Genomic DNA, 23,635 nt, shown 5'->3' with positions numbered 1-23,635 from the left:
GGGACGACCGTAGCGACCGTCCGCGTTCCGTGGGGGCTCGGCACTACCGGGCGATCGCCGCCAGCAGCCGCGCGCGGGCGGGGCCGAGCGAGGGGCCGTACCAGGTCAGGTCGCGGCCGGACACCAGCGCGGTGCGGATCCCGGGGAAGGCCTCGGGCCCGTCGTCGGCGGTGAACACGTACGGCTCGTCGGGGAGGAGGACCACGTCCGCTCCCGCCGTCCGCAGGGCCTCGACCGACACGTGCGGGTAGCGGTCCTCCCCCGCGCCGAAGACGTTGACCAGCCCGAGCCGGGCGAGCACGTCCCCGGTGAAGGTGCGCGGGCCGACGACCATCCACGGGTCGCGCCACACCGGGACGGCGACCCGCAGCCCGCTCGTGGGCGCCGGCTGCGCCCACACCGCCACGGCGTCCGCCAGCCAGCCGGGCTCGCCGACGTCGAGCACCTCGTCGAACAGCCGGCGCATCGAGGCGAGCGCCTCGTCGACCGACTCGATGACCGTCACCCACACCGGGACGCCGGCGGCCCGCAGCCGGTCGACGTCCAGCCGCCGGTTCTCCTCGCGGTTGCAGACGACGAGGTCCGGCTCGAGCGCCGCGATCGCCGCGCGGTCGGGGTTCTTGGTGCCCCGCACGCGGGCCACCTCGAGGCCGGCCGGGTGGGTGCACCAGTCGGTGGCGCCCACCAGCCGCTCGGGGACGGTGACCGCCAGCGCCTCGGTGAGCGACGGCACCAGCGAGACCACCCGCCGGGGCGGCCGAGGCAGCTCGACCGGGTGGCCGAGATCGTCCTCAGACATTCCGGCGGTACTGCCCCCCGACCTCGAAGAAGGCGTCGCTGATCTGACCCAGCGAGCACACCCGGACGGCGTCCATGAGCGCGGCGAACACGTTCCCGCCCTCGGTGGCCGCCCGCTGCAGCTCGGCGAGCGCGGCCGGCGCCTCGTCGGCGTGCCGGGCGTGGAAGTCCGCCAGCCGCTTCAGCTGCGACTGCTTCTCCGCCTCCGTGGCCCGGGCGAGCTCAAGCTTCTGCGGAGGCGCCTCGTCGCGGTGCGGGTCGAGGAAGGTGTTGACGCCGACGATCGGCAGGCTGCCGTCGTGCTTGCGGTGCTCGTAGAGCATCGACTCGTCCTGGATCTTGCCGCGCTGGTAGCCGGTCTCCATCGCGCCCAGCACGCCGCCGCGCTCGGCGATCCGGTCGAACTCGGCCAGCACCGCCTCCTCGACCAGGTCGGTGAGCTCGTCGATGACGAACGAGCCCTGCAGCGGGTTCTCGTTGCCGGCGAGCCCCCACTCCTTGTCGATGATCATCTGGATGGCCAGCGCCCGGCGGACGGAGTGCTCGCTCGGGGTGGTCACGGCCTCGTCGTAGGCGTTGGTGTGCAGGCTGTTGGCGTTGTCGTAGATGGCGCAGAGGGCCTGCAGCGTCGTCCGGATGTCGTTGAAGTCCATCTCCTGCGCGTGCAGCGACCGGCCCGAGGTCTGCACGTGGTACTTCAGCTGCTGCGACCGCGGCCCGGCGCCGTAGCGCTCCTTCATCGCCACCGCCCAGATGCGGCGGGCGACCCGGCCGATCACCGAGTACTCGGCGTCCATGCCGTTGGAGAAGAAGAAGGACAGGTTGGGCGCGAAGTCGTCGATCGCCATGCCGCGCGCCAGGTAGGCCTCGACGTAGGTGAACCCGTTGGCGAGGGTGAAGGCCAGCTGGCTGATCGGGTTCGCCCCGGCCTCGGCGATGTGGTAGCCGGAGATCGAGACCGAGTAGAAGTTGCGCACCCGGTGCTCGATGAACCACTGCTGGATGTCGGCCATGCAGCGCAGCGCGAACTCGGTCGAGAAGATGCAGGTGTTCTGGCCCTGGTCCTCCTTGAGGATGTCGGCCTGCACCGTGCCCCGGACGGTGGCCAGCACGAACGCCCGGATCTCCTCGGCCTCGGCGGCGTCGGGCTCGCGGCCCTCCTCCTCGCGGAACCGGTCCAGCCGCTGGTCGATCGCGGTGTTGAGGAACATCGCGAGCACCGCCGGGGCCGGACCGTTGATCGTCATGGACACCGACGTGGTCGGGTCGCAGAGGTCGAACCCGGCGTAGAGGACCTCCATGTCGTCGAGCGTGGCGATGGAGACACCGGAGGTGCCGACCTTGCCGTAGACGTCGGGGCGCGGGTCGGGGTCGCGGCCGTAGAGGGTGACCGAGTCGAACGCCGTCGACAGCCGGGTCGCCTCGTTGCCGGCACTGAGCAGCTTGAAGCGGCGGTTGGTGCGGAACGCGTCTCCCTCGCCGGCGAACATCCGCGCGGGCGCCTCGCCGGAGCGCTTGAACGGGAAGACGCCGGCGGTGAACGGGTAGCCGCCGGGCAGGTTCTCCCGGCGCAGGAAGCCCAGCAGCTCGGCCTGGTCCTGGGTGCGCGGCAGCGCCACCCGCCGCACCTTCGACCCCGACAGCGTCTCGCGGGTCAGCGGGGTGCGGACCTCCTTGCCGCGGACGGTGTAGACGTACTCGTCGCCGGAGTAGGCCTCGACCCGGGCCGGCCATTCGTCGAGCAGCTCGCGCACCTCGGGCAGCAGCTCCCGGTCCGCGGCCTCGACCGCGGCGCGGGCGGCCTCCGCGGCGTCCCCGTCGAGGACGTCGGCGGCCGTGGTCAGGTGCTGCCGCCGTCGCACGACCTCCGCCTGCGCCGCGGTGGCCGCGTGGTACCCGCGCACCGCCTCGGTGATCTCGGCGAGGTACCGCGCGCGCTGCGCGGGGACGACGCTGGTCAGGCCGGACGACGCCTTGACGTCGACCCGCGGCAGGACGCCGGCACCGGCGGGCAGGCCCTTCTCGACCAGCAGGCCGAGCAGGTGCTGGTAGAGCGCGGTGACCCCGTCGTCGTTGAACCGGGCGGCGCTGGTGCCGAAGACCGGCATGTCCTCCCAGGGCTGCCCGAACGCCTCGCGGTTGCGGACCATCTGCCGGGCGACGTCGCGGCGGGCGTCCTCGGCGCCGCGCCGCTCGTACTTGTTGATCGCGACGACGTCGGCGAAGTCGAGCATGTCGATCTTCTCCAGCTGCGACGCGGCGCCGAACTCCGGCGTCATCACGTACAGCGCGACGTCAGAGAACGGCACGATCCCGGCGTCGCCCTGCCCGATGCCGGGCGTCTCGACGATGACCAGGTCGAAGCCGGCGGCCTTGACCGCGCACAGCACGTCGTCCAGGTGCTCGGGCGTCTCCGCGCCGGCCGACCGGGTGGCCAGCGAACGGAAGAAGGTGTGGCCACCCTCCCCCGTCTCCAGGGCGTTCATCCGGATCCGGTCGCCGAGCAGCGCTCCGCCGCCGCGGCGCCGGGTGGGGTCGATCGCGAGGACCGCGACCCGCAGCTTGTCCTCCTGGTCGGTGCGCAGCCGGCGCAGCAGCTCGTCGGTGAGCGAGGACTTGCCCGAGCCGCCGGTGCCGGTGATGCCCAGGACCGGCACCGTCCGGCCCTCGGCCGCCGAACGCACCCTGGTCGCGAGCTGCGGGTCGCGGCCGGACTCCAGCACGGTGATCGCGCGGGCCAGCGCCGCGGGGTCGCCGGTGAGCAGCGCGTCGACGTCCGGGCCGTGCTCTGTCAGGTCGACGTCGCACTCGCGGATCAGCTCGTTGATCATGCCGGGCAGGCCGAGGCGCTGGCCGTCCTCGGGGCTGAAGATCCGCACGCCCCGCTCCCGCAGCGCGGCGATCTCCTCGGGGACGATCACGCCCCCGCCGCCGCCGAAGACCTTCACGTGCCCGGCGCCGGCCTCGGCCAGCCGCTCCACCAGGTAGCCGAAGTACTCGACGTGCCCGCCCTGGTAGGAGGAGATCGCCACCCCCTGCACGTCCTCCTCCAGCGCCGCCCGGACGACGCTGTCGACGCTGCGGTCGTGGCCGAGGTGCACCACCTCCGCGCCCTGGCTCTGCAGCAGCCGGCGCATCACGTTGATCGCCGCGTCGTGGCCGTCGAACAGGCTCGCCGCGGTGACGAAGCGGACCGGGTGGGTGGGGACGTGCAGGTCGGACGGCATGCCGCTCCCGGGGGTCGGACGCCGACCTGCGTGGCCGCGCCGGATTAGTTGGACGTCCTAGTATCTCCCTCGCCGACGGCCGTGTCCACGGTGCCTCCGGGGCGCTCGGGCGGCGCGTCGTCCGTCGGCTCGCCGAGCGGGCGCTGGTACCTGGCCACGTCGTTCCAGCGGCCGAGTTTCCAACCCACCCGGCGGTAGGTGCCCACGAGCTCGAAGCCCATCGCCGTGTGCAGGCCGACGCTGGCGTCGTTCGGCAGCGCGATGCCGGCGAGCGCGGTCCGGTAGCCGCGGGCGGCCAGCCGGTCGAGCAGCGCGGTGTAGAGGGCACGACCGGCGCCGGTACGGCGACGACCGGGCTCGGTGTAGACGCTGACCGACGTCGTCCAGTCGTAGGCGGCGCGGGCGTTGAAGGTCGAGCCGTAGGCGTACCCCACCACCCGGCCGTCGTCCTCCAGCACCAGCCAGGCGTGCCGGGCGAGGGCGGCCGCGATACGGCCGGCCACCTCCGCGGCCGTCGGCGGCTCGAGCTCGAAGGAGACGACGGTGTCGCGGACGTAGGGCTCGTAGATGCGGGCGCACGCCGCGGCGTCGTCCCCTGTCGCGTCCCTGACCAGCCAGTCGGTGCCCACCCGGTCATCCAACCGGGCCTCCCCCGGTCAGCCGCGCTCGGTCGCCAGGCGGACGCCGAAGCCCAGCAGGACCGTTCCGGTGACCGCGTCGAGCGCCCGCCGCACCCGGCGGCGGCCGAGCACCGCGCGGGCACGGTGCATCCCGGCGACGAGCAGCAGCAGGTACAGCAGCCCCAGCACCGCGTGGGTCAGGGCGAGCAGCACCAGCGTCGGGACGCCGGAGTCCGGGGTCAGGAACTGCGGGAGCACCGCGAGGTAGAAGACCAGCACCTTCGGGTTGGTGATGTTGGAGAGGAACCCCTGGCGCCACCCGGCCAGCCGCTGCGCCGTCCCGGTGCCGGCGGTGAGCTCGTCGGCCGGGTAGCGGTCGGCGACCGCCGAGCGCAGCGCCTGCACGCCGAGGTACGCCAGGTAACCGACACCGGCCCAGCGGATCACCTCGAACAGCGGCTGCGAGCGGACGACGAGCGCGCCCAGCCCCGCCGCGGCCGCGAGGCCCTGCACGGCGTTGGAGCTGGTGATGCCGACCGCCGTCCACGCGCCCCGGGTCCGCCCGCCCGCGAGGGTGTTGCGGGTGGTGACCGCGACGTCCGGGCCGGGGACGAGCACCAGCGCGACGGTGAAGACGAGGAAGGAGCCGTAGGTCGCCCAGGTCACCGAGCCACGCTAGCCGTGCGGGTCGGGTCGGCGGCCCGCCGTAGCGTGGACGTCGTGCGCCTCGGGTCCGGCTCCCCTCGACCGGAGCCGGAGAGTCCGCCGACCAGCCGGCCGTGGCTGCGGCTCGCCGTCCTCGGGGTGCTGCTCGCGGGCGCGACGGTCGTGGCGCTGACGGTCGAGCGGCCCGGCGTCCCGGCGCTGCAGGGCTGGCTGGACGACGCGGGGCCGCTCGGCTGGGCCGCCGTCGTCCTGGCCGTGTCCGGCGCGCTGATGGCACCGGTCCCCCGGACGGCGCTGTCGCTGCTGCTCGGCGCCGCCGCCGGGTTCCCTGCAGGGCTCGCGGTGGCCGTGCTCGCCGGCTGGCTGGGCGGGATGGGCGGGTTCGCCCTCGGCCGCCACCTGGGCCGCGACGCCGTCGCCCGGCTCACCGGCTCGCGGGTGGCGCGCGCCGACCGGCTGTTCCGGGACCGCGGCTTCCTCGCCGTCGTCCTCGCGCGGATCAGCCCGGTGCCGTTCTGGATCGTCAGCTACGCCGCCGGCCTGTCGAGCATCCGCTGGCTGCCCGCGACGCTGGGGACCGCCGTCGGCGTGGTGCCGGGCGCGGTGCTGCACGTCGGCATCGGCGCCTCGGTGGTCGGCTGGCTCTGAGCCCACTCTTTCGGGTTCCCTGCGTCGCGTCGCGTGCACGCGGGGAGTGCCTGCTGTCACAATGGTGAACAACAGGTGAACGAGAGGTGGCTGCCATGCGTATCAACCCGTGTCCGCAGGTGCGTTGGGTCCCCGTCGTGGACAGCGCCGGGCACCGGCACATGGAGATGCGCTGGAGCATGCCGACACAGGTCCAGCCGACGGCGCAGCCCGCGACCGCACCGTCGACGCTGCGCGCCGCCTGACCCCTTCGTCGTCCCGACCGACCCTTGGTGCTCGGCTCGGCGACGGAACGGCTCGATCCGTCCGCACCCGCGGTCACCCGCTCGGGCCATCGACGCTCGTCTCACCGACTCCTCCGTCGACCCGCTCGGCTCGCGGCTCCTCGCGGCTCCTGGCAGGCGGCTGCGCCCCCCCTCGGTCGTTGATCATGGGGTTGTCGCCGCTCGGTGCGGCGCGTCTGCGCGTGTCACCGGCAACAACCCCATGATCGAGGTCGGGTCGCGGTGACACGGCCGGTACGACCACCGTGGGCTCGCGCCACCTGACGTCGCACGACCTGGCGCGTCTGCGCGTGTCGCGGACGGCGACTCCCTAGCAGCGATCGGTGGGACGTAATCGCTGGTCAGAGCCGGAAAGTGTCGTACCCCCGGCCTAGCGTGAGGGCGTGTTCCCTCGGCGGGGGTTTCGGGGTCGGCCTGACGGTGGCCGACCGGACGCCGCCGCCCCCTGGGTTCGGCCCACCGGCCAACTCCCCACCGGCGCTGGCCGAGGTGCTGCCGGTGTACGCGCGGACGGCGGAGGAGAAGGTCGCGGAGCTGCAACGGGTGCAGCAGCTGGAATCCGGACTCGCCGCCTACAAGCTGGAGCTGATCGCGTCGTTCGCTGCCGACCGCCCGGCTCAGCTCGATCGCCGGCCCGGGCAACCGGGCGCCGCCGCCGGAGATGACTCGACGCCGGACGGTGTGTCGGAGTTCTTCGCCGACGAGCTGGCGTTGACGCTGAACTGCGCCCGGGCGTCGGCGACCACGCTGACCGAGCACGCGCTCACGCTCACCGGCTCGCTGCGGGCCACGCTGGAGGAGCTGGCGCAGAGCCGACTGGACTGGCCCCGCGCCCGGACCATGGCCGAGGAGCTGGGCGAGAAGGTGGGCGGCACTCACCCGCAGGTGATCGCCGCGGTCGAGGCCGCGGTGCTGCCCGAGGCGCCGTCGCTGTCCGTCCGCCGGCTCAAGGACCGGCTGCGCCAGGAGCTGGCCGCCCGGGACGCCGCGGCCTCCGACCGGGCGCGCGAGGATGCCCAACGGGCGGTGACCGTGCGCCGCCGGCCGGTGGGCGGCGGCGTCAGCGAGCTGATCGCCGGCATGCCCGACGAGCTGGCCGCGGCGTGTCAGGCGACGATCGACGAGCTGGCCTGGAGGGCGAAGAAGGCCGGCGACGACCGTCCGATCGGGATGCTGCGGGTCGGGGTGCTCGCCGACCTGATCCAGCGGCCCTGGCTGGTGCCCGAGCCGGTGGCCGCCCACGTCGAGGTGCAGGTGCCGCTGCGTGCGCTCACCCCCGGCGGGTTCCTGGCGCAGGGCTCCCCGCTGCCGCCGGCCTACACCCGGCCGGGGTCGGTGGCCGGACCCACCGGCGCGGTGGCGGGGGTACCGATCACCGCCGCGCACGTCCGCAACCTGCTCGCCCAGTTTGACGCGATCGGCCTGCAGGCCCCGCCGGGTGGGTCGATCAGCTTCTCCTTCGCCGACGACCGCGGGGCGCTGCGGGCGGTCGCGACCCTGCGCGAACTGCGGCAGGCTGCCAGCCGGGGTTGCCCTGTCCACCGCGACGGCGCCTGTGACTGCGCGGTCATCGACCGCCCCGAGGCCACCGACGCCTACGCACCCACCGCCGCGCAAGGCCGCTTCCTCACCACCCGCGACCGCACCTGTCGGCACCCGGGCTGCAGCAACCGCGCCGGGTGGGCCGACGCCGACCACGTCATCCCCTACGCCCAGGGCGGAGAGACCGACTGCGCCAACCTGTGCTGCCTGTGCCGCCGGCACCACCGGCTCAAGACCTTCGCCCCGGGCTGGACCTACGCCATGACCGCCGACGGCATCCTCACCGTCACCACACCCGCCGGCGTGACCCGCACCAGCCGACCACCTGGCCTGCACCTCACCGGCCCCCGAGTGCTCACCCGGCCACCGGACCAGCCGCCAGCGGCACCCGACCCCGCCGACGACCCACCACCGTTCTGACCGAGCCGACGACCGCCCGCGGTGCTGATCCACGCCCGCCGCGCGGGTCGGCGGATCGGGCGGGTCCGATCGACACGGCAGGCGCCCGCGGAGGCAGGCGGGTGGCGTCAGCCGAGCGCGAGCACCCGAACCAGCTGCCGAGCGGCGTCTCCGCCGTCGGTGAGGGCGACGTCGAGGGCGGCGGAGACGTCGAGGTCGTCGAGCAGCCGGTCGACCACCGCGCGGCTGGCCGCCGGCGACGAGCCGGGACGACCGGCGGCGGCGAACAGCTCGTCCAGCCGCGCGGACGCCGTCTCGAGCAGCTCCGGCCGGTACTCCCACGGCTGCGACCACGGCCGGTCGAGCACGAGCAGTCGCAGCACCGGCCCGGTGGTTCCCCGCAGCAGGTCGGACACGAGCGTCAGGTTGCCGGTCGACTTCGCCATCTTGGCGCCGTCCTGGGACACCGCCCCGACGTGCACCCGGCTGCGCGCGAACGGCGCCACCCCGGACGCCGCCTCCGCCATCGCTGCCTGGTGCGCGTGGTGCGGGAAGGCCAGGTCGGCGCCACCCACCAGGACGTCCACCCCTCGGCCCAGCGTCGCGGTCGCCATCGCCGCGCACTCCGCGTGCCAGCCCGGCCGCCCCCAGCCCCACGGCGACGGCCACGCGGGGTCCCGCTCGCCGGAGGGCCGCCACACCGGCACGTCGAAGGGGTCCTCGCGCAGCGGGTCGTCCGGGTCGTCACCGAACTCCGCGGCCAGCTCGCGCGCCCGCCCGGCGTCCAGCCCGGAGGCGCCCACCACCCCGGCGCCGCGGAAGAACACGTGCCCCTCGCGCTCGTACGCCCGGCCGGCCTGCAGCAGCGCCGCCGCCAGCTGCTGCACGTGCGTCACGTGGTGGCGGGCGCGGGGCACGTGCGTCGGCGGCCGGACGCCGAGGGCGCGCAGGTCCTGCTCGAAGGCGAACTCCTGGCCCAGCGCGAACTCGTCGAAGTGCCGGCCGCGGGCGTCGGCGGCCCGGGTCAGCACGTCGTCGACGTCGGTCACGTTCCGGCTGGTGACCACGTCGGCACCGGCCAGCCGCAGCACCGACCCGAGGACGTCGGCCCACACGAACGTCGCCGCGTGCCCGAGGTGGGTCACGTCGTAGGGCGTGATGCCGCAGACGTACACGCGCGCGGGGCTGGTCACCGGCACTGGTCGCCCACCCAGCCGCAGGTCGGCGGTGCGGACGTCGACCGGCTCGGCCACGCGGCCGGCGACGCCGACGATGCCAGTTGAGATCGGAGGGGGCAGGGCCATGCCGCCATCCTGCCGTCCTCGCGGTGGGGCCCGCCGACCCGCTGTGCGACCGTTCCCCCATGGTCGCCGTCCTCTCGATCCAGTCGCACGTCGCCTACGGCCACGTCGGCAACTCCTCCGCCGTCTTCCCGCTGCAGCGCCTGGGCATCGAGGTGTGGCCGGTGCACACCGTGCAGTTCTCCAACCACACGGGCTACGGCGAGTGGAAGGGCCGGGTCTTCGACGGCCAGGCGATCGAGGAGGTCGTCGACGGCATCGCCGAGCGCGGCGTGCTGGGCAGCTGCGACGCCGTCCTCTCCGGCTACCTCGGCTCGGCCGACATCGGCCACGCCGTCGTCCAGACCGTGCAGCGGGTGCGCTCGGTCAACCCGGCGGCGGTCTACTGCTGCGACCCGGTCATCGGCGACGTCGGCCGCGGCGTCTTCGTCCGCCCGGGCATCCCGGAGTTCATGCGCGAGGTCGCCGTCCCCGCCGCCGACCTGGTCACGCCCAACCACTTCGAGCTCGACTTCCTCGCCGGGACGGCGACGAAGACCCTCGACGAGGTGCGGGACGCCGTCGACGCGGTCCAGGCGTTCGGCCCGCGGGTCGTGCTGACCACCTCGCTGGTCACCGACGACACCCCGGGGGACGCCGTCGACCTGCTCGCCTCCGAGGGCGGCCGGCACTTCCGGGTGCGCACCCCGCGGCTGGACGTCTCGGTCAACGGCGCCGGCGACGCCATCGCCGCGCTCTTCCTGGCCCACTGGCTGTCGAGCCGGGACGCCGGGGCCGCGCTCGGCGCGGCCGCGGCCTCGGTGCACGGCCTCCTCGAGGCCACCGAGAAGGCCCGCTCGCGGGAGATTCTGCTGGTCGCCGCGCAGGACGAGTTCGTGACGCCGAGCCACACCTTCCCGGTCGAGGAGGTCTGAAGGACCCCGTCCTCCTCACCGTGGGAGGACGGGGTCCTCCCCACCCTTCGCAGGCTCAGGGTGGGACCCGGGACGAGGCCTGCGGCAAGCCCCTGGACGGGGCCACCTAGGGGACGAGCACCAGCTTGCCGTGGGTGTGGCCGGCCATCCCCTGCCGGTGCGCCTCGGCGACGTCCTCCAGCGGGAAGGTCGCCGCGACGACGACCTCCAGCCGGCCGGCGCCGGCCGCCTCGGCCAGCTCAGGCCGGGCGGCGTCCCGCAGCTGCGTGCCGGGGTCGGCGCCCGGCCCGCCGCCGAGCGCCCTGATGCCGTCGGCCGCGGCCCGGCCGAAGGCGGCGATGGTGGCGATGCGCTGCCGGTCGGCGACCAGCTCCAGGGAGACGTCGACGGCCTCGTCGCTGCCGACCAGGTCCAGCGCCGCGTCCACCCCGCCCGGGGCGAGCTCGCGCACCCAGCCGGCCAGCCCGTCGCCGTAGCGCACCGGCTCGGCGCCGAACCGGCGCACCAGGTCGGCGCCGTCGCCACCGACCGTGCCGATCACCCGCGCACCGCGCAGCGCCGCGAGCTGGACGGCCATCAGCCCCACCCCGCCCGCGGCGCCGTGCACCAGCACGGTGTCGCCCCGGCCGACACGGGTCGCGGTGAGCGCGTGCACCGCGGTGGCACCGGTGAGCATCAGGCCGGCGGCCTGCGCCCACCCGAGCGACGCGGGCTTGGGCACCAGCGCCGTCGCGGGGACGACGAGCTCCGCGGCGTACCCGCCGGACACCCGGAACCCGATGACCTCGTCGCCGACGGCGAGGTCGACGTCCGGACCGACCGCGGTGACCACCCCGGACACCTCGAAGCCGAGGCGCCGCGGCAGCGCGGCCGGGTCGGTGCCGAACGCGCCGGTGTAGCTCTTCCAGTCCGCCGGGTTGACCCCGGCGGCGCGGACCTCGACCCGCGCCTGCCCGGGGCCGGGGTCGCCGACCGGCCGGTCGGCGACGGTGAGCACCTCGGGACCGCCGTAGGCGGTCGCCAGGACGACGCGGGTCACTCGGACGCGGCCGCCGCGGTGTCCCCCTCGCCCTGCTGGCTGCTGGGCGGGCCGATCCAGACGGTCTTGGCGTTGCAGAACTCGTACATGCCCACCTCGGTCAGCTCCCGGCCGTAGCCGCTCTGCTTGACCCCGCCGAAGGGCAGCTCCGGGTAGCTGGTGGTCATCCCGTTGACGAACGCCATGCCCGACTGGATGTCGCGGATGAACCGCAGCCGCTCCCCCTGGTCCTCGCTCCACAGGTTGGAGCCCAGGCCGTAGACGTGCTCGTTGGCCAGCCGGATCGCCTCGTCGAGGTCGGCCACGGTGTGCAGTGCGGCGACCGGGCCGAACACCTCCTCCGACCAGATGCCCATCTCCGGGGTCACCTCGGTCACCAGGGTCGGCTCGTAGAACCAGCCGGGCCGGTCGACCCGCTTCCCGCCGGTGACGACGGTGGCGCCCTTCTCGACGGCGTCGGCCATGTAGCGCTCGACGTCCTCCCGGCCGGACTCGGTGGCCAGCGGGCCGACCTTGGTCCCCTCGTCCATCGGGTCGCCCACGGTCAGGGCGGCCATCTTCTCGGCGAACAGCCGGGTGAACTCCTCGGCGACGTCGGCGTGCACGAAGAAGCGCTTCGCGGCGATGCAGCTCTGCCCGTTGTTCTGGCAGCGAGCGGTGACCGCGACCTCCGCGGCCCGGTCCAGGTCGGCCGAGGGCATGACGATGAACGGGTCCGACCCGCCCAGCTCCAGCACGGTCTTCTTCAGCGCGTCCCCGGCGACCGTGGCCACCGCCTGACCGGCCGCGTTGCTGCCGGTCAGCGTCGCGGCCACCACCCGGTCGTCGCGGAGCACCCGCTCGACCGCACCGGACCCGATGAGCAGGGTCTGGAAGACGTCGTCGGGGAAGCCGGCCTTGCGGAACAGCTCCTCCAGGTACAGCGCCGTCTGCGGCACGTTGGACGCGTGCTTGAGCAGCCCGACGTTGCCGGCCATGAGCGCCGGGGCGGCGAACCGCATCACCTGCCACAGCGGGAAGTTCCACGGCATGACCGCCAGCACCACACCCAGCGGCTGGTGCACGACGTAGGCCTCGACCGCGCCGACCGCCTGCGCGTCGGCCGGCTGGGGCTGCAGCATCTGCTCGCCGTGCTCGGCGTAGTAGCGCAGCGCCTTGGCGCACTTGCCGACCTCCGCCTGCGCCGAGGCCAGCGTCTTGCCCATCTCGGTGGTCATCAGCTCCGCGACGCTCTTGGCGTCGGCGTCCAGCACGTCGGCGGCGGCCCGCAGCCAGACGGCCCGCTGCTGCGGGGTGGTCAGCCGGTAACTGTCGAAGGCGGCAGCGGCCCGGGCGATCCGCTCCTCGACGGCCTCGTCGGACAGCGGCTCGAAGGTCTGGAGCGTCTCGCCGGTTGCGGGGTTGACCGTGGCGATGGCCATGGGCGGCGTCCTCTCTCGGGTGCGGGGCCTCCGGTGCCCCGCGCGCGTCAACTCTCTCGCCCCCGGGCGTTCCCCGTGCCGGTCGCGGGCACACCCGCCGCCCGGGCGAGGACGGCGGACGTCCGGCGGGCCATGAGATCGGCGTCGAAGGCGTCGGTCGCCCGGGCCCGCGCCCGCCGTCCCAGCTCCGCGCGCGCGGCCGGGTCCGCGAGCAGGCCGGCGAGGGCGGCGGCGAGCGCTCCGGCGTCCCCGGGCGGGACGACCACGGCGTCCCGGCCGACGGCGACCGCGACGTCCCCCACGTCGGTGGCCACGCACGGCAGGCCCTCGGCCATGGCCTCCAGCAGCACCAGGGGCAGCGCCTCCTGGCGGGAGGACAGGCAGAACAGGTCGAGCCCGGCGAGGAAGCCGCGCACGTCGTCGACGAAGCCGCAGAAGGTGATCGGCAGACCCGCGGCCGCGGCGCGCAGCCGGTCGCCGTCGCGCCCCTCGCCGCCGACCACCACCTCGACCGGCACGCCGGCGTCGGTCAGCGACCGGACGGCGTCGATCAGCACGTCGAAGCCCTTCTGCGCGGTCAGCCGGCCCAGCCCGCCGACCCGCGGCACCGCCCGCCCGGCCGGTCCGGCCGGATCGGCGGGCAGGTCGACGCCGTTCGGGACGACGTGCACCCGGTCGGCCGGCACCGCCAGGTCGGCTACCAGCTGCTCCCGCGCACCGGCGGCCGGGGTGAGGACGGCGGCCATCGCGCCGTACAGCCCGGCCAGGCGCGCGCGGAACTCCCCCGCGCCGGCGTCGCCCGGCAGGTGCAGGACGCCGACCGTGGGCGCGACCTCGAGGGCCGCCGCCACCGCCGCGGCGTTGGAGCCGGGGTCGACGAGGTTGACCAGCACCACGTCCGGGCGCTGCGCGGCCAGCGCGGCCGACACCGCCGGTGCCGCGCCGGTGTGCCGGGCCAGCGGGACGACGGCCAGCCGGCCGGGCGGCACGAACGGCGTGAAGCGGCCGGCCAGCGGCTCGGCACAGACCAGCGACGCCGTCCAGCCCTGGTCGCCGGCGCGGCGCAGCAGGGAGGTGAGGTAGACCTCGGCACCGCCCCAGTTCTCGGAGTCGCACACTAGCGAGACCCGGTTCACCCGACGACACCGACCAGCTCGCGGGCCGCGGCGAGCACGTCCCAGGGCCGCACCGAGTCGGCGCAGCGGAAGTCGATCGGGCAGACCAGGTGCGGGCAGGGCGCGCAGGGCACGTCGGCCACCAGCGCGCGGTGCCGCGGCCCTCGGTGCGCCCAGCGGACCGGGTCGCCGGGCAGGAAGACGGTGACGCTGCGGGCGCCGACGGCGGCGGCCAGGTGCGCCGAGCCGGTGTCGTTGCCGACCAGCACCGCGGCGTCGCGCAGCAGCGCGGCCAGCCCGCCGAGGCTGGTCGCGCCGGTCAGGTCGACCGCCGGGGCCCGCATCGCGGCGACCACCGCCGCCCCGACCGCCCGCTCCCCCGGGCCGCCGGTGACGACGACGGCCAGCCCGTCGGCGGCCAGCGCGTCGCCCACCGCGGCATACCGCTCCGCCGGCCACATGCGGGTCGGGGACGAGGCGCCTGGGTGCAGGACGGCGTAGCCGCCGGGCACCAGACCCGCGCGGTCCAGCGTCGCCGCGTGCTCGGCCTCGTCGGCGGGCGTGGACGGGAAGGCCATCTCGGGCGGGCCGGCCGGCGGCAGGCCGAGGTGCTCGAACAGCCGGGTGTGCCGCTCGGCCTCGTGCAGGTGCACCGGGTAGCGCAGGTGCAGGTGTTCCGTGCCGGGCGGCGGCGTCCAGCCGGTCGGGGCGAAGCCGCCCACCAGCCGGGCGCCCAGGGCGGCGGTGACCCGGTTGGCGGCGGGCCGGTCGCCGTACACCTGCAGCGCCAGGTCGAAGCGCCGCTCGGCCGCCGCCGCGGTGAACGCCGCCCACGTCGCCGGGTCCGGCTCGCGGCCCGGCGGGCGGTCGGGGACGTCGTCCGCCCCGGGGAAGGGCAGCAGCTCGTCGACGGCGTCCCCCATCCGCTCCACCACCGCGGCGGTCTCGGGCCAGGTGACCAGGCCGACCGCCAGGTCCGGGCGGGCCGCGCGCAGCCGGCGCATCGCGGGCAGGGAGCAGAGCAGGTCGCCCAAGCCCACGCGCAGCCGCACGAGGGCCACCCGGCGCACCGACGGGTCGGCGAGGAGGGCGGTCACCTGCGGCATCTTCCCCGGCGGCGACGCCGCCGCAACTCTGCTCTACTGCGGGTCCTGCCGATGTCGCTGGAGTCGGTCCAACCCGGAGGTCCCGTGCGCCCCGTCCACGTGCTGCGGCTGTGCAGCGTGTTCGAGCCCGTGCGGGTCGACGGACGGTCCGCGCGGTACGACCCGATCGGCGGCATGCAGAACCACACCGCCACGCTGACCCGCTGCCTGGACGCCCAGGGGCACGCCCAGACGGTCGTCACCTCGCGGCTGGCCGGCCGGCGCGGCGTCACCCGGCTCGGCCGCTCCGCCGTCGTCCACCGCACCGGCCTGCCGGTGCCACGGCTGCGCCAGCTGTGGGCACTGGACGCGCTGCGCGTCGCCCTGCGGCGGCCCGCCCGGCCCGTCGACGTCGTGCACGCCCACCAGGGCGAGGACCTCGCCACCCTGCCGCTGGCCCGCCTCGCCGCGCGCCGGCACCGCTGCCCGCTGGTGGTGACCGTGCACTGCAGCGTCGGGCACACGCTGACCGGCCGGGGCCCGCGCACCCGCCTGCTGCGGGCGCTCGGCGGGGCGGTCGAGCGCTCCGCGTTGCGCCGGGCCGACGCCGTCGTCGTCCTCACCGACCGGACGGCGGCCGCGCTGGCCGCCGACGGGGTACCGGCGGAGCGGGTCAGCACCATCCCGTCGGGGTTCGACCCGCGCCTGTTCGCCGGCAGCTCCCCCGACGCGTTCCCGTCCGCCCGCCGCCCCCGGATCGGCTACGTCGGCCGGCTCGCCCCGCAGAAGCGCGCCGACCGGCTGGTCGAGGCCTTCGGCCGGATGCGCGAGCCGGCGTCCCTGGTGGTGGTCGGCGACGGCCCGGACCGCGAGCGGGTGCACGCGCTGGCGGCCGGCCACCCGCGTGTGCACCTCTCCGGGTTCGTCGAGCACACCGCCGTCCCGGCCGTGCTGGCCTCGCTCGACGTCCTGGTGCTGCCCTCGGCCTACGAGGAGATGGGCTCGGTGCTGACCGAGGCCCTGGCCTCGGGGCTGCCCGTGGTCGCCAGCGACGTCGGCGGCATCCCGGAGGTGGTGCACCACGGCGTCACCGGGCTGCTCGTGCCGCCCGGGGACGTCGACGCGCTGGCCGCCGCACTGGACCGGCTGGCCGCCGACGCCGGGCTGCGCGCCCGGCTGGCGGCGGGGGCGCGGGCCCGGGCCGCCGAGTACGCGTGGCCGCGGCTGGCCGCTCGGGTGGCGTCGGTCTACGCGTGGGTGCGGCAGGAGGACGCGCTGGAGGCGGTGGCGTGACGGCGGTCGGCGTGCTCGTCCCCGTGTACGACCAGGCCGCGTTCCTGCCCCGCGCGCTGGAGGGGCTGCTCGCCCAGGACCTCGCCGACTGGACGGCGCTGGTGCTCGACGACGGCTCGCCGGACGCCGCCGCGGTGGACGACGTGGTGCGCGGGCTGGGCGACCCCCGGCTGCGGCTGCTGCGCCGGCCGGCCAACCGCGGGCTCGGCGCGACGCTGAACTCCGGGCTCGACGCGCTGGACACCCCGCTGGTCGCCTACCTGCCGGCCGACGACTGCTGGTCGCCCGGCCACCTCGCGGCGCTGCTGCGGCGCCTGGCCGAGCCGGACGTCGTCCTGGCGCGGTCCGGGCTCGCCGAGCCCTCGGGCACCGCGTACGAGCAGCTGGTGCAGGTGGCGCACCGGGTCACCACCGACCGGTGGACCGAGCGACCCGAGCTGGAGAGCGACGACCTCGGCCGGCTGATGTGGGACCGACTGCGGGCCCGCGGGCGGACGGCGGACACCGGCCGGGCCACCTGCTCCTGGACCCGCCACCCCGGCCAGCGATCGGCCGCGCTGCGGGAGTCGCGGGACGGCGGGCTCAACGTCTTCCGCAGCCGCTACCGGGTGCGCGAGCCGCTGCGCTTCGCCTCCTCGGACGGCGGGGAGGTCGACGAGGTCGCCCGCTACGCGCGGTTCCGGTCGCGGTCGTACCCGCCGGCGGCGGACGGGCTGTCGGTGCTGGTGGTCGGCGAGCTGGCGCTCAACCCGGAGCGGGTGCTGACGCTGGCCGGGCGCGGGCACTCCCTCACCGGGCTGTGGACCACGAACGGCCTGGGCGACTCGACCGTGGGCCCGCTGCCGTTCGGGCACGTCCCCGACCTCGACCGCGACCGCTGGCGGTCCGCGGTGGCCGAGCTGGCGCCCGACGTCGTGTGGGCGCAGCTGAACTGGCGAGCGGTGCCCCTCGCGCACGCGGTCCAGTCGGCGTTCCCGCAGCTGCCGTTCGTGTGGACGTTCAAGGAGGCGCCGCAGCGCAGCACCGTCCGCGGCGAGTGGCCGCTGCTGGCCGAGCTGGTGTGCCGCGCCGACGCGTCGCTGTTCGCCACCGAGGAGGAGCGCGACTGGTTCGCCCTGGCACTGTCCGGCCGGGTCGACCCGGCCCGGCTCGGTGTGCTGGACGGCGACCTGCCCCCGCGCGACTGGCTCGACGCCCCGCGCTCGCCCCGGCTCTCCGACCGCGACGGCCAGCCGCACACCGTCGTCGCGGGCCGGCCGTCCGGGCTCGACCTCGACTGGGTGCTGGCGCTCGCCGCGCGCGGCGTGCACACCCACCTGTACGGGCAGGTGCGCGCGCCGGGTCCCAAGGGGTCGTGGACCGGCTGGCTGGACGCCGCGCTCGCCGCCGCGCCGGGCTTCGTGCACGTGCACCCGCCGGTGGGGCCGGAGGCCTGGGTGCGCGAGCTGTCGCGGTACGACGCCGGGTGGCTGCACCGCTTCGACAGCGCCAACGACGGCGACCTGCGGCGGGCGACCTGGGACGACCTCAACTCCCCCGCCCGGCTGCCGGTCTACCTGGCCGCCGGGCTGCCACTGCTGCAGCAGGCGAACCCGGGGTCGCTGGTGTCGGTGGAGCGGGTGCTGCGCCGGGACGGCACCGGGCTGTTCTACCGGGACGCCGACGACGTGGCCGCCGTCCTGGCCGGTGAGCTGGCCTCGCGGCGGGGTGCGGCGGCGGCGCTGGCGGTGCGGGAGCAGCACACCTTCGACGCGCACGCCGATCGCGTCGTGGACCTGTTCCGGTCGGTCGCCCGCTGAGGAAGGACCCCGTTCTCCCCACCCCTGGCAGGCTCGGGGGCGGGACCCGGGACGGAGCGGGCGAGCCCTGCAGGGAGGCCCCTGTCGAGCTCGGTCCTGTCGGACCCGCGGCTTACCGTCGCGGCGTGTCGATCGAGCTGCGCTGGGCGGTGACCGACGGGCCGGCGGGGACCGCTGCCGTCACGCTGCCCGAGGACCGGGCCGCCGTCCGGGCGCTCGGCCTGCACCGCGGCAGCGGCTTCTGGTGCTCCCGGGAGGCCGGTGGGTGCGGCGGCCGGCTCGTCCTGGAGGTCCGGGAGGGTGCCCGGCCGCACTTCCGCCACTGGGGTGACGTGCGCTGCTCCTTTCCCGGGTCCGACGCCGGGCCGGCGTACGAGCACCTCCGCTACCGGCGTGCGGTGGCGGCGTGGCTCGCCGCGCAGGGGCTCCGGCCGCGGCTCGAGGAGGTCCCGGGTCCGCCCGGGAGCGGCGGCCTGCACGTCCTCGTGGCCGAGGTCGGCGCCGCGGTGGAGGTGCAGCTGTCACCTCTGCCGGACACCGCCTGGCGCGAGCGCGACGACCGGTACCGCAGGCGGGTCCGGCACGTGACCTGGCTCTACGGGCCCGCGGCCGAGGCGGCAGCGGACACCGAGCTGGCCGTGCGCGGCGTCGCCTACGCGGTGCGCCGCCACAACACGGGCCTGCTGGTCGGCGTCCGCGACGTCGACGGCGGCACGCGCTGGGTGCGGCTCGGCGCCTGCCGCCTCACCGCCGACGGGTTCGAGGCACCCGGCGCCGCGGAGGCCCGGGCGCTGCACGTCCGGCGCGCGGCCGCCCGGCGGGAGGCGGCGCGCCGTGCCGCCCGGTGTGCGGAGCGGGCGGCATCGGGGCCGCGGGACCACCCCCGGGTCGAGGCGCCGCCCCTCCTCCCGTTCCCCGCGTAGCGGGCAGCTGCCCGGCTACTCGCCGGTGGCGCCGTCGAGGGCCTCGCGCAGCAGGTCGGCGTGGCCGTTGTGCCGGGCGTACTCCTCGACCAGGTGGAGCAGGATCCAGCGCAGGGAGAACTCGTCGTCGCGGCCCCACGGCCGGTCCGCGGTGTCGAGCGGGAGCTGGTCGACCACCGTGCCGACCGCGTCGGTGACGGCGTGCCAGGTCGCCCAGGCCGCGTCGACGTCCTCCTGCGTGACGGTCGCGGGGTCGACCCGGAACTGCTCGTCGCGGTCCCGGATCACGTCCGGCCACACGTCGTACGGCAGCCCACCGAAGCCGACCAGCCAGCCGGTCTCGACGGCTGCGAGGTGGCGCACCATGCCGAGCAGGGTGAGGTCGGAGGTGGCGACGGCGCGGGTCGCCAGCTGCTGCGGCGAGAGCCCCGCGCACTTCCAGGCCAGCGTCTGCCGCTGGAAGTCCAGGAAGCCGGTCAGCAGCGGGACCTCGTCCCCGACCAGTGGGGCCTCGGTGCGGTCGTCCTCGGGCGTCACCGCTCGCCTCCTCGTCTGCGCACGCCCGGGACGCTAGCTGTCCGACGGCGTCCGAGCGCGGGGCGAGGCCGTTCGCGGTGTGGGCACCCATCGCGTGTCCGAGTGCGGCGGGACAGCGCTGCGTGCACACACCGCGACCCGACGGCGGGCGCTACGGCGTGGGCTGCCCCTCGGACGACGTGGGCTGCTCCTCGGACGGCGTGTCGGCCACGGTCGCGTCGTCCGGCGCCGGCGCGGGAGCCGGGATGTCCGGCCGTGCCGGGTGCCGGGTGAGGCGCGGCAGGTGCAGGCGCGGGACGTGCAGGACCTCGCGGGTGTGCGCGAGCCGGTCGACGACCCGCGGCGACAGGTGCACGTGCGGGAGGTGCGACAGGTGCGGGTGCGGGACGCGCTGCGCCACCAGCCCGGCCGCCCGCACGCGCAGCCCCGCCTCCTCGCGCGCCCGGATGGCCGCCCGGGCGGCCCGGTGGTCCCGCTCCCACCGCGCCGTGTTGCTCCGCGCCATCGCGATGACCAGCGCGATCTCCAGCCCGAAGCCGAGCACGGCGATGATCGCCCACCTCATGACGACCCACTCTCCGAACCGCCGAGGCAGCCCGGTCCACCCGGCGTCCGCGACGATGACGGCAGGATCCCGCCGTACCAGTTCCGGGACAAGGCCGTCCGCGCCGACTCACCGCGCGACACGCCGATAGACCTCCTGCAGCGCCGCGACGTGCCCCTCCGGGTCGTGCCGCGCGCGTACCCGAGCCCACCCGGCCCGGCCCATCCGCTCGGCCTCGTCGGGCCGGTCGAGCAGCCGGGTCAGCGCGCCGGCCAGCGCGCCGGCGTCCCCCGGCGGCACGAGCAACCCGGTCGAGCCGTCGTCCACCAGTTCGGGGATGCCGCCCACCGCCGTGGCGACCACCGGCACCCCCTGCGCGGCGGCCTCCAGCACGGCCATCGGGCAGTTCTCCCACCACAGCGCCGGCAGGACGGCGACCGCCGCGGCCCGCAGCTCGGCGGCGACCTCCGACGGCGGCAGCGGGCCCAGGACGTCGACCGGCAGCCGCTCCGCGGCGACCCGGGACCGCACCGCCCGCTCCAGTCGCCCGGACCCGGCCAGCCGCACCCGCACGCCAGCCGGCAGCCGGGCGGCGGCGTCCAGCAGGGTGTCCACGCCCTTCTCCGCGACGAGCCGGGAGGCGTACAGCACCGTCGGCGGCTCGGCCCGGGCCGGCCGGGGCCCGGGCGCGGCCACCACCGGGTTGGGCAGCACCTCCACCCGGTCGGCCGGCAGCCCGCCGTCGACCACCCGGTCGCGGAGGAAGTCGCTCGGCGCGAGGAAGTGCTCCACCCGGTCGTAGACGCCGCGGCCCCGGGAGGCGTAGGCGTCGGCCGCGGCCGCCACCGACCGCCACCGCGAGCCCTCCAGGCAGCGGTGCCGCACCACCTGCCAGTACCCGCCGGACAGGCAGCGGGTGCACGGCGCACCGTCGGTGAACAGCCGGAAGTTGGGGCAGACCGGCTTGTAGTCGTGCAGCGTCATCACCGTCGGCACGCCCCGGCGCTGCAGCGCGTCGAGCACCGAGACGGTCAGCCGCTCGAAGACGTGGTGCACGTGCGCGACGTCCGGCCGCACCTCGTCGACGACCTGCAGGAGCGCCCGGTGGGCCCGCGGCGACCAGGTGCCGGCCCACGCCTCCCCGAACCGGGTGCGCGCGCCGGCGCCCGCCGCGACCGGCAGCCGGTCGCGCACCGGCGTCGGCAGCGTCCGCTCCTCGGCGACGGCGAACGGCACCACCTCGTGCCCGGCGGCGCGCAGCAGGTCCGCGGTGAGCACCAGCATCGTCTCCGCACCGCCGGGACCCTCGGTCCAGTGGTTGCCGACCAGCAGGACCCGCACCGGCTCAGGCGCCCGGGAAGGCAAGCACCGCCTGCAGCGGTGGGGCGGCCAGCCGGCGGCCGGCGAGGTCGGCCAGCAGCCGCGGCCCCTCCTCGAACGGCAGGACGTCGGTGACCAGGTGGGTGCGGATCTCCGGACCCCGCTCGCGCAGCAGGTCCAGCGTGACCCGCGCCAGCGCCGTCCGCGACCAGGCGTCGGCCATGCCGCGCGGCACCCGGCCGATCTGCGCGCAGACCACCGCCAGGCCGTTGTGGTGGAACTCCTCGCCGAGCCGCACCGCCTCGGCGCCGGCCTGGTAGAAGCCCAGGTCGACGACGGTGCCCTGCGGGCGCAGCGCCTTGAGCCCGGTGGCGAGCGCGGCGTCGTGGCCCCGGCACTGCAGGACGACGTCGGCGCCGGCGTCCCCCCGCCCGTGGTGCCAGCGCTCCTTGGCCGCGCGCCACGCGGACCCGTCATCGGCCAGGGTGGCCAGGCCCAGCGCCTCGGCGACCGCCCGGCGTTCGGCGGAGGGCTCGGCGACGACGACGTCGGCGGCGCCGTGCCGGACGGCGAGCAGCGCGCTCAGCAGCCCGATGACGCCGGCGCCGGTGACCAGCACGTGCCGGTCGCGCACCCCGGCGTCCACGCCCGCGCCGGGCCCGGCGGCGTCGGCCGCGGCGTGCAGCAACCCGTTGACGCAGATCGGCCCCATCTGCGCGAGGTAGACGCCGAGCAGCGGGTCGAGGTCGTCGGGCACCGGGACCACCGGCCTGGCCGAGGGGTCGGCGCAGACGCCGGTGCGGTGCCCGTAGGCCATGGCCACCAGCTGCCCCTCGGCGAGGTCGGGGGTGCGGCTCTCGGTGACCCGGCCGACCTCCATGTAGCCCAACCCGCGGACCGGATAGGCCGCGGGCGGGCCGGCGTCGTCGAAGGAGCGCAGGTCGGGGTCCCAGTGCAGCAGGTGGTGCGGGTCGGTGCCGCGGACGATCGCCACCTCCGTGCCGGCGCTCACCCCGCTCCACTCGGTGCGCACCCACGCCTGCCCCGGGCCGGGGTCGGGCTCCTCGACGTCCAGGATCGCCGGCTCCCCCGGCGCGACGACGCCGATGCTGCGGACCACCCGGCTCACGATGCCTCCCGGTTCGCTGCCGTCCGGCGGAGCCGGTCGGTCACGGAGCCGCTCACAGCTGCACCGTCCCGCCGCCGGCGGCCGCGGTCGCGACGGCGACCGCCAGCCGGTGCGTGCGCAGGGCCTCGCGGTAGGACGTCCGGACGTCGTCCCCCTCACCGCGGACGGCGGCGACGAACGCGCGGTCCTCGGCGGCGAAGGGGTCGACCCCGCGGTGCACCGTCCGCTCTCCGTCGGCGTCGGTGACCACCAGCTGGTGCTCGGTGAGCCACAGGCCCAGGCCGGGTGCGACCAGCTCGACGCCGATCCGCTGGGCCCGCGGCAGCAGGCAGCTGTTGGAGAAGGACCCGACCGCGCCGGAGCTGAACCGCAGCGCGGCGGTGCACACGTCGAGGATGTCGCCGGGGCCCTGCGCGGAGCGCGAGCCGGTGGCCCAGCCGCCCTCCACCTCGCCGACCAGCACCCGGGCGACGTCGAAGAGGTGGGTGGCCTGCTCGACGGTCTGCCCGCCCGAGCCGTCCTGCCGGGCCCACCAGTCGACGCGCGGCGCCTTGTCCAGCCACGCGCCCAGCACCATGCGTGCCGGCGCCTCGGCGAGCAGCTCGCGGGCGGTCTCGAGGGTGTCGAGGTAGCGCCAGTGGTAGCCGACCGACGTGAGCAGGCCGGCGCCGTCGATCCGGTCGGCCAGCGCCTCGGCGGTCGGCAGGTCGGTCGCCAGCGGCTTCTCCACGAACAGCGGCAGCCCGCGCTCGATGGCGGCACTCTCGGCCTCCCCGTGCGCGTGCGGCGGCACGCAGACGTAGAGCGCGTCGAGCCGCTCGACGTCGAGCAGGTCCTGCCAGTGGGCGTAGGCCGCGGCTCCCGCGCGGGCGGCGAGCACTTCGGCCCGGTCGGCCCGCGGGTCGGCGACCCCGGCGACCCGCACGCCCTCGATGGCGGTGAGCGCATCCAGGTGCCGGCCGGCGATGAACCCGGCCCCGACCAGGCCGATCCTCGTCGTCATGCCGACCCCGTGCCCGGGTGGGCCGGTC

General features: G+C 76.1%; 21 protein-coding genes. 7 read left to right on the top strand and 14 right to left on the bottom strand.

Annotated features, from left to right (window positions below):
- Positions 1–43: 43 nt before the first annotated feature.
- From GOBS_RS10890 to GOBS_RS10875, 4 genes are read right to left on the bottom strand one after another with little or no spacing between them, the layout of a single operon-like run.
- On the bottom strand, positions 44–799 hold the full coding sequence (locus GOBS_RS10890; RefSeq protein ID WP_012948344.1) for a helical backbone metal receptor: 756 nt from the start codon (positions 797–799) through the stop codon (positions 44–46).
- Positions 792–4,025, bottom strand: a complete 3,234-nt coding sequence (icmF, locus tag GOBS_RS10885) for a fused isobutyryl-CoA mutase/GTPase IcmF (RefSeq protein ID WP_012948343.1) — start codon at positions 4,023–4,025, stop codon at positions 792–794. Before icmF ends, GOBS_RS10890 begins: the two co-directional genes overlap by 8 nt.
- A 44-nt stretch (positions 4,026–4,069) precedes the next feature.
- Positions 4,070–4,666 (bottom strand): GNAT family N-acetyltransferase, encoded by a 597-nt coding sequence (locus tag GOBS_RS10880; protein ID WP_012948342.1) that lies wholly within the window; start codon positions 4,664–4,666, stop codon positions 4,070–4,072.
- A gap of 15 nt (positions 4,667–4,681) precedes the next feature.
- Positions 4,682–5,311: a LysE family translocator gene (locus GOBS_RS10875; RefSeq protein WP_012948341.1), complete on the bottom strand. Its 630-nt coding sequence runs from the start codon at positions 5,309–5,311 to the stop codon at positions 4,682–4,684.
- Between the two features lie 54 nt (positions 5,312–5,365).
- Here GOBS_RS10875 and GOBS_RS10870 point away from each other — a divergent pair, with 54 nt between their 5' ends.
- From GOBS_RS10870 to GOBS_RS10865, 3 genes are all read left to right on the top strand, one after another.
- Positions 5,366–5,959, top strand: a complete 594-nt coding sequence (locus tag GOBS_RS10870; RefSeq protein WP_166487354.1) for a TVP38/TMEM64 family protein — start codon at positions 5,366–5,368, stop codon at positions 5,957–5,959.
- Positions 5,960–6,054: 95 nt separating this feature from the next.
- Positions 6,055–6,204, top strand: coding sequence for a hypothetical protein (locus GOBS_RS27340; protein ID WP_012948339.1), 150 nt, complete (start codon positions 6,055–6,057; stop codon positions 6,202–6,204).
- Positions 6,205–6,618: 414 nt separating this feature from the next.
- Complete coding sequence (locus tag GOBS_RS10865) at positions 6,619–8,205, top strand: HNH endonuclease signature motif containing protein (protein WP_166487353.1); 1,587 nt, start codon at positions 6,619–6,621, stop codon at positions 8,203–8,205.
- Positions 8,206–8,312: 107 nt separating this feature from the next.
- Here GOBS_RS10865 and GOBS_RS10860 read toward each other — a convergent pair whose 3' ends face one another.
- Complete coding sequence (locus GOBS_RS10860) at positions 8,313–9,488, bottom strand: hypothetical protein (protein ID WP_012948337.1); 1,176 nt, start codon at positions 9,486–9,488, stop codon at positions 8,313–8,315.
- A gap of 59 nt (positions 9,489–9,547) precedes the next feature.
- On the opposite strand from GOBS_RS10860, the gene pdxY reads away from it, so the two are divergent.
- Positions 9,548–10,399 (top strand): pyridoxal kinase PdxY, encoded by an 852-nt coding sequence (gene pdxY / locus GOBS_RS10855; protein ID WP_012948336.1) that lies wholly within the window; start codon positions 9,548–9,550, stop codon positions 10,397–10,399.
- A 106-nt stretch (positions 10,400–10,505) separates the two neighbouring features.
- Here pdxY and GOBS_RS10850 read toward each other — a convergent pair whose 3' ends face one another.
- Genes GOBS_RS10850 through GOBS_RS10835 form a run of 4 tightly spaced genes read right to left on the bottom strand, consistent with a single transcriptional unit; the run spans position 10,506 to position 15,080 of the window.
- Entirely contained in the window at positions 10,506–11,438 is a 933-nt protein-coding gene (locus tag GOBS_RS10850) for a quinone oxidoreductase family protein (RefSeq protein ID WP_012948335.1), read from the bottom strand.
- Complete coding sequence (locus GOBS_RS10845; protein WP_012948334.1) at positions 11,435–12,859, bottom strand: NADP-dependent succinic semialdehyde dehydrogenase; 1,425 nt, start codon at positions 12,857–12,859, stop codon at positions 11,435–11,437. Before GOBS_RS10845 ends, GOBS_RS10850 begins: the two co-directional genes overlap by 4 nt.
- Positions 12,860–12,906: 47 nt before the next feature.
- Positions 12,907–13,977, bottom strand: coding sequence for a glycosyltransferase (locus GOBS_RS10840; protein ID WP_243697699.1), 1,071 nt, complete (start codon positions 13,975–13,977; stop codon positions 12,907–12,909).
- 14 nt (positions 13,978–13,991) lie between these two features.
- A complete protein-coding gene (locus GOBS_RS10835) occupies positions 13,992–15,080 on the bottom strand; it encodes a glycosyltransferase family 9 protein (RefSeq protein WP_012948332.1) in 1,089 nt (362 codons plus the stop codon).
- A gap of 84 nt (positions 15,081–15,164) precedes the next feature.
- Between GOBS_RS10835 and GOBS_RS10830 the strand changes: the two genes are divergently transcribed.
- The 3 genes from GOBS_RS10830 to GOBS_RS10820 all read left to right on the top strand — a co-directional run bounded on the left by GOBS_RS10830 (position 15,165) and on the right by GOBS_RS10820 (position 19,074).
- Positions 15,165–16,352 carry a glycosyltransferase gene (locus GOBS_RS10830; protein ID WP_012948331.1) on the top strand — a complete coding sequence of 396 codons (1,188 nt, stop codon included), beginning with the start codon at positions 15,165–15,167 and terminating at the stop codon, positions 16,350–16,352.
- Positions 16,349–18,151: a glycosyltransferase gene (locus GOBS_RS10825; protein WP_012948330.1), complete on the top strand. Its 1,803-nt coding sequence runs from the start codon at positions 16,349–16,351 to the stop codon at positions 18,149–18,151. The genes GOBS_RS10830 and GOBS_RS10825 overlap by 4 nt, the downstream gene beginning before the upstream one ends.
- 125 nt (positions 18,152–18,276) lie before the next feature.
- Positions 18,277–19,074, top strand: a complete 798-nt coding sequence (locus tag GOBS_RS10820; RefSeq protein ID WP_012948329.1) for a competence protein CoiA family protein — start codon at positions 18,277–18,279, stop codon at positions 19,072–19,074.
- 15 nt (positions 19,075–19,089) lie between these two features.
- Here the strand turns inward: GOBS_RS10820 and GOBS_RS10815 are convergent, their stop codons facing one another.
- From GOBS_RS10815 to GOBS_RS10795, 5 genes are all read right to left on the bottom strand, one after another.
- Positions 19,090–19,611, bottom strand: coding sequence for a DinB family protein (locus GOBS_RS10815; RefSeq protein WP_012948328.1), 522 nt, complete (start codon positions 19,609–19,611; stop codon positions 19,090–19,092).
- A gap of 151 nt (positions 19,612–19,762) precedes the next feature.
- Positions 19,763–20,176: a hypothetical protein gene (locus GOBS_RS10810; protein WP_012948327.1), complete on the bottom strand. Its 414-nt coding sequence runs from the start codon at positions 20,174–20,176 to the stop codon at positions 19,763–19,765.
- 108 nt (positions 20,177–20,284) lie between these two features.
- Positions 20,285–21,496: a glycosyltransferase gene (locus GOBS_RS10805; RefSeq protein ID WP_012948326.1), complete on the bottom strand. Its 1,212-nt coding sequence runs from the start codon at positions 21,494–21,496 to the stop codon at positions 20,285–20,287.
- A gap of 4 nt (positions 21,497–21,500) precedes the next feature.
- Positions 21,501–22,604 carry a zinc-binding dehydrogenase gene (locus GOBS_RS10800; RefSeq protein ID WP_012948325.1) on the bottom strand — a complete coding sequence of 368 codons (1,104 nt, stop codon included), beginning with the start codon at positions 22,602–22,604 and terminating at the stop codon, positions 21,501–21,503.
- A gap of 52 nt (positions 22,605–22,656) precedes the next feature.
- Positions 22,657–23,607: a Gfo/Idh/MocA family protein gene (locus tag GOBS_RS10795; protein WP_012948324.1), complete on the bottom strand. Its 951-nt coding sequence runs from the start codon at positions 23,605–23,607 to the stop codon at positions 22,657–22,659.
- Between the last annotated feature and the right edge of the window lie 28 nt (positions 23,608–23,635).

The sequence above is a fragment of the Geodermatophilus obscurus DSM 43160 genome (assembly GCF_000025345.1).
Lineage (GTDB): Bacteria > Actinomycetota > Actinomycetes > Mycobacteriales > Geodermatophilaceae > Geodermatophilus > Geodermatophilus obscurus.
The sequence above is the reverse complement of the archived record's forward strand: the minus strand, read 5'-3'. Positions and strand labels throughout refer to the sequence as shown.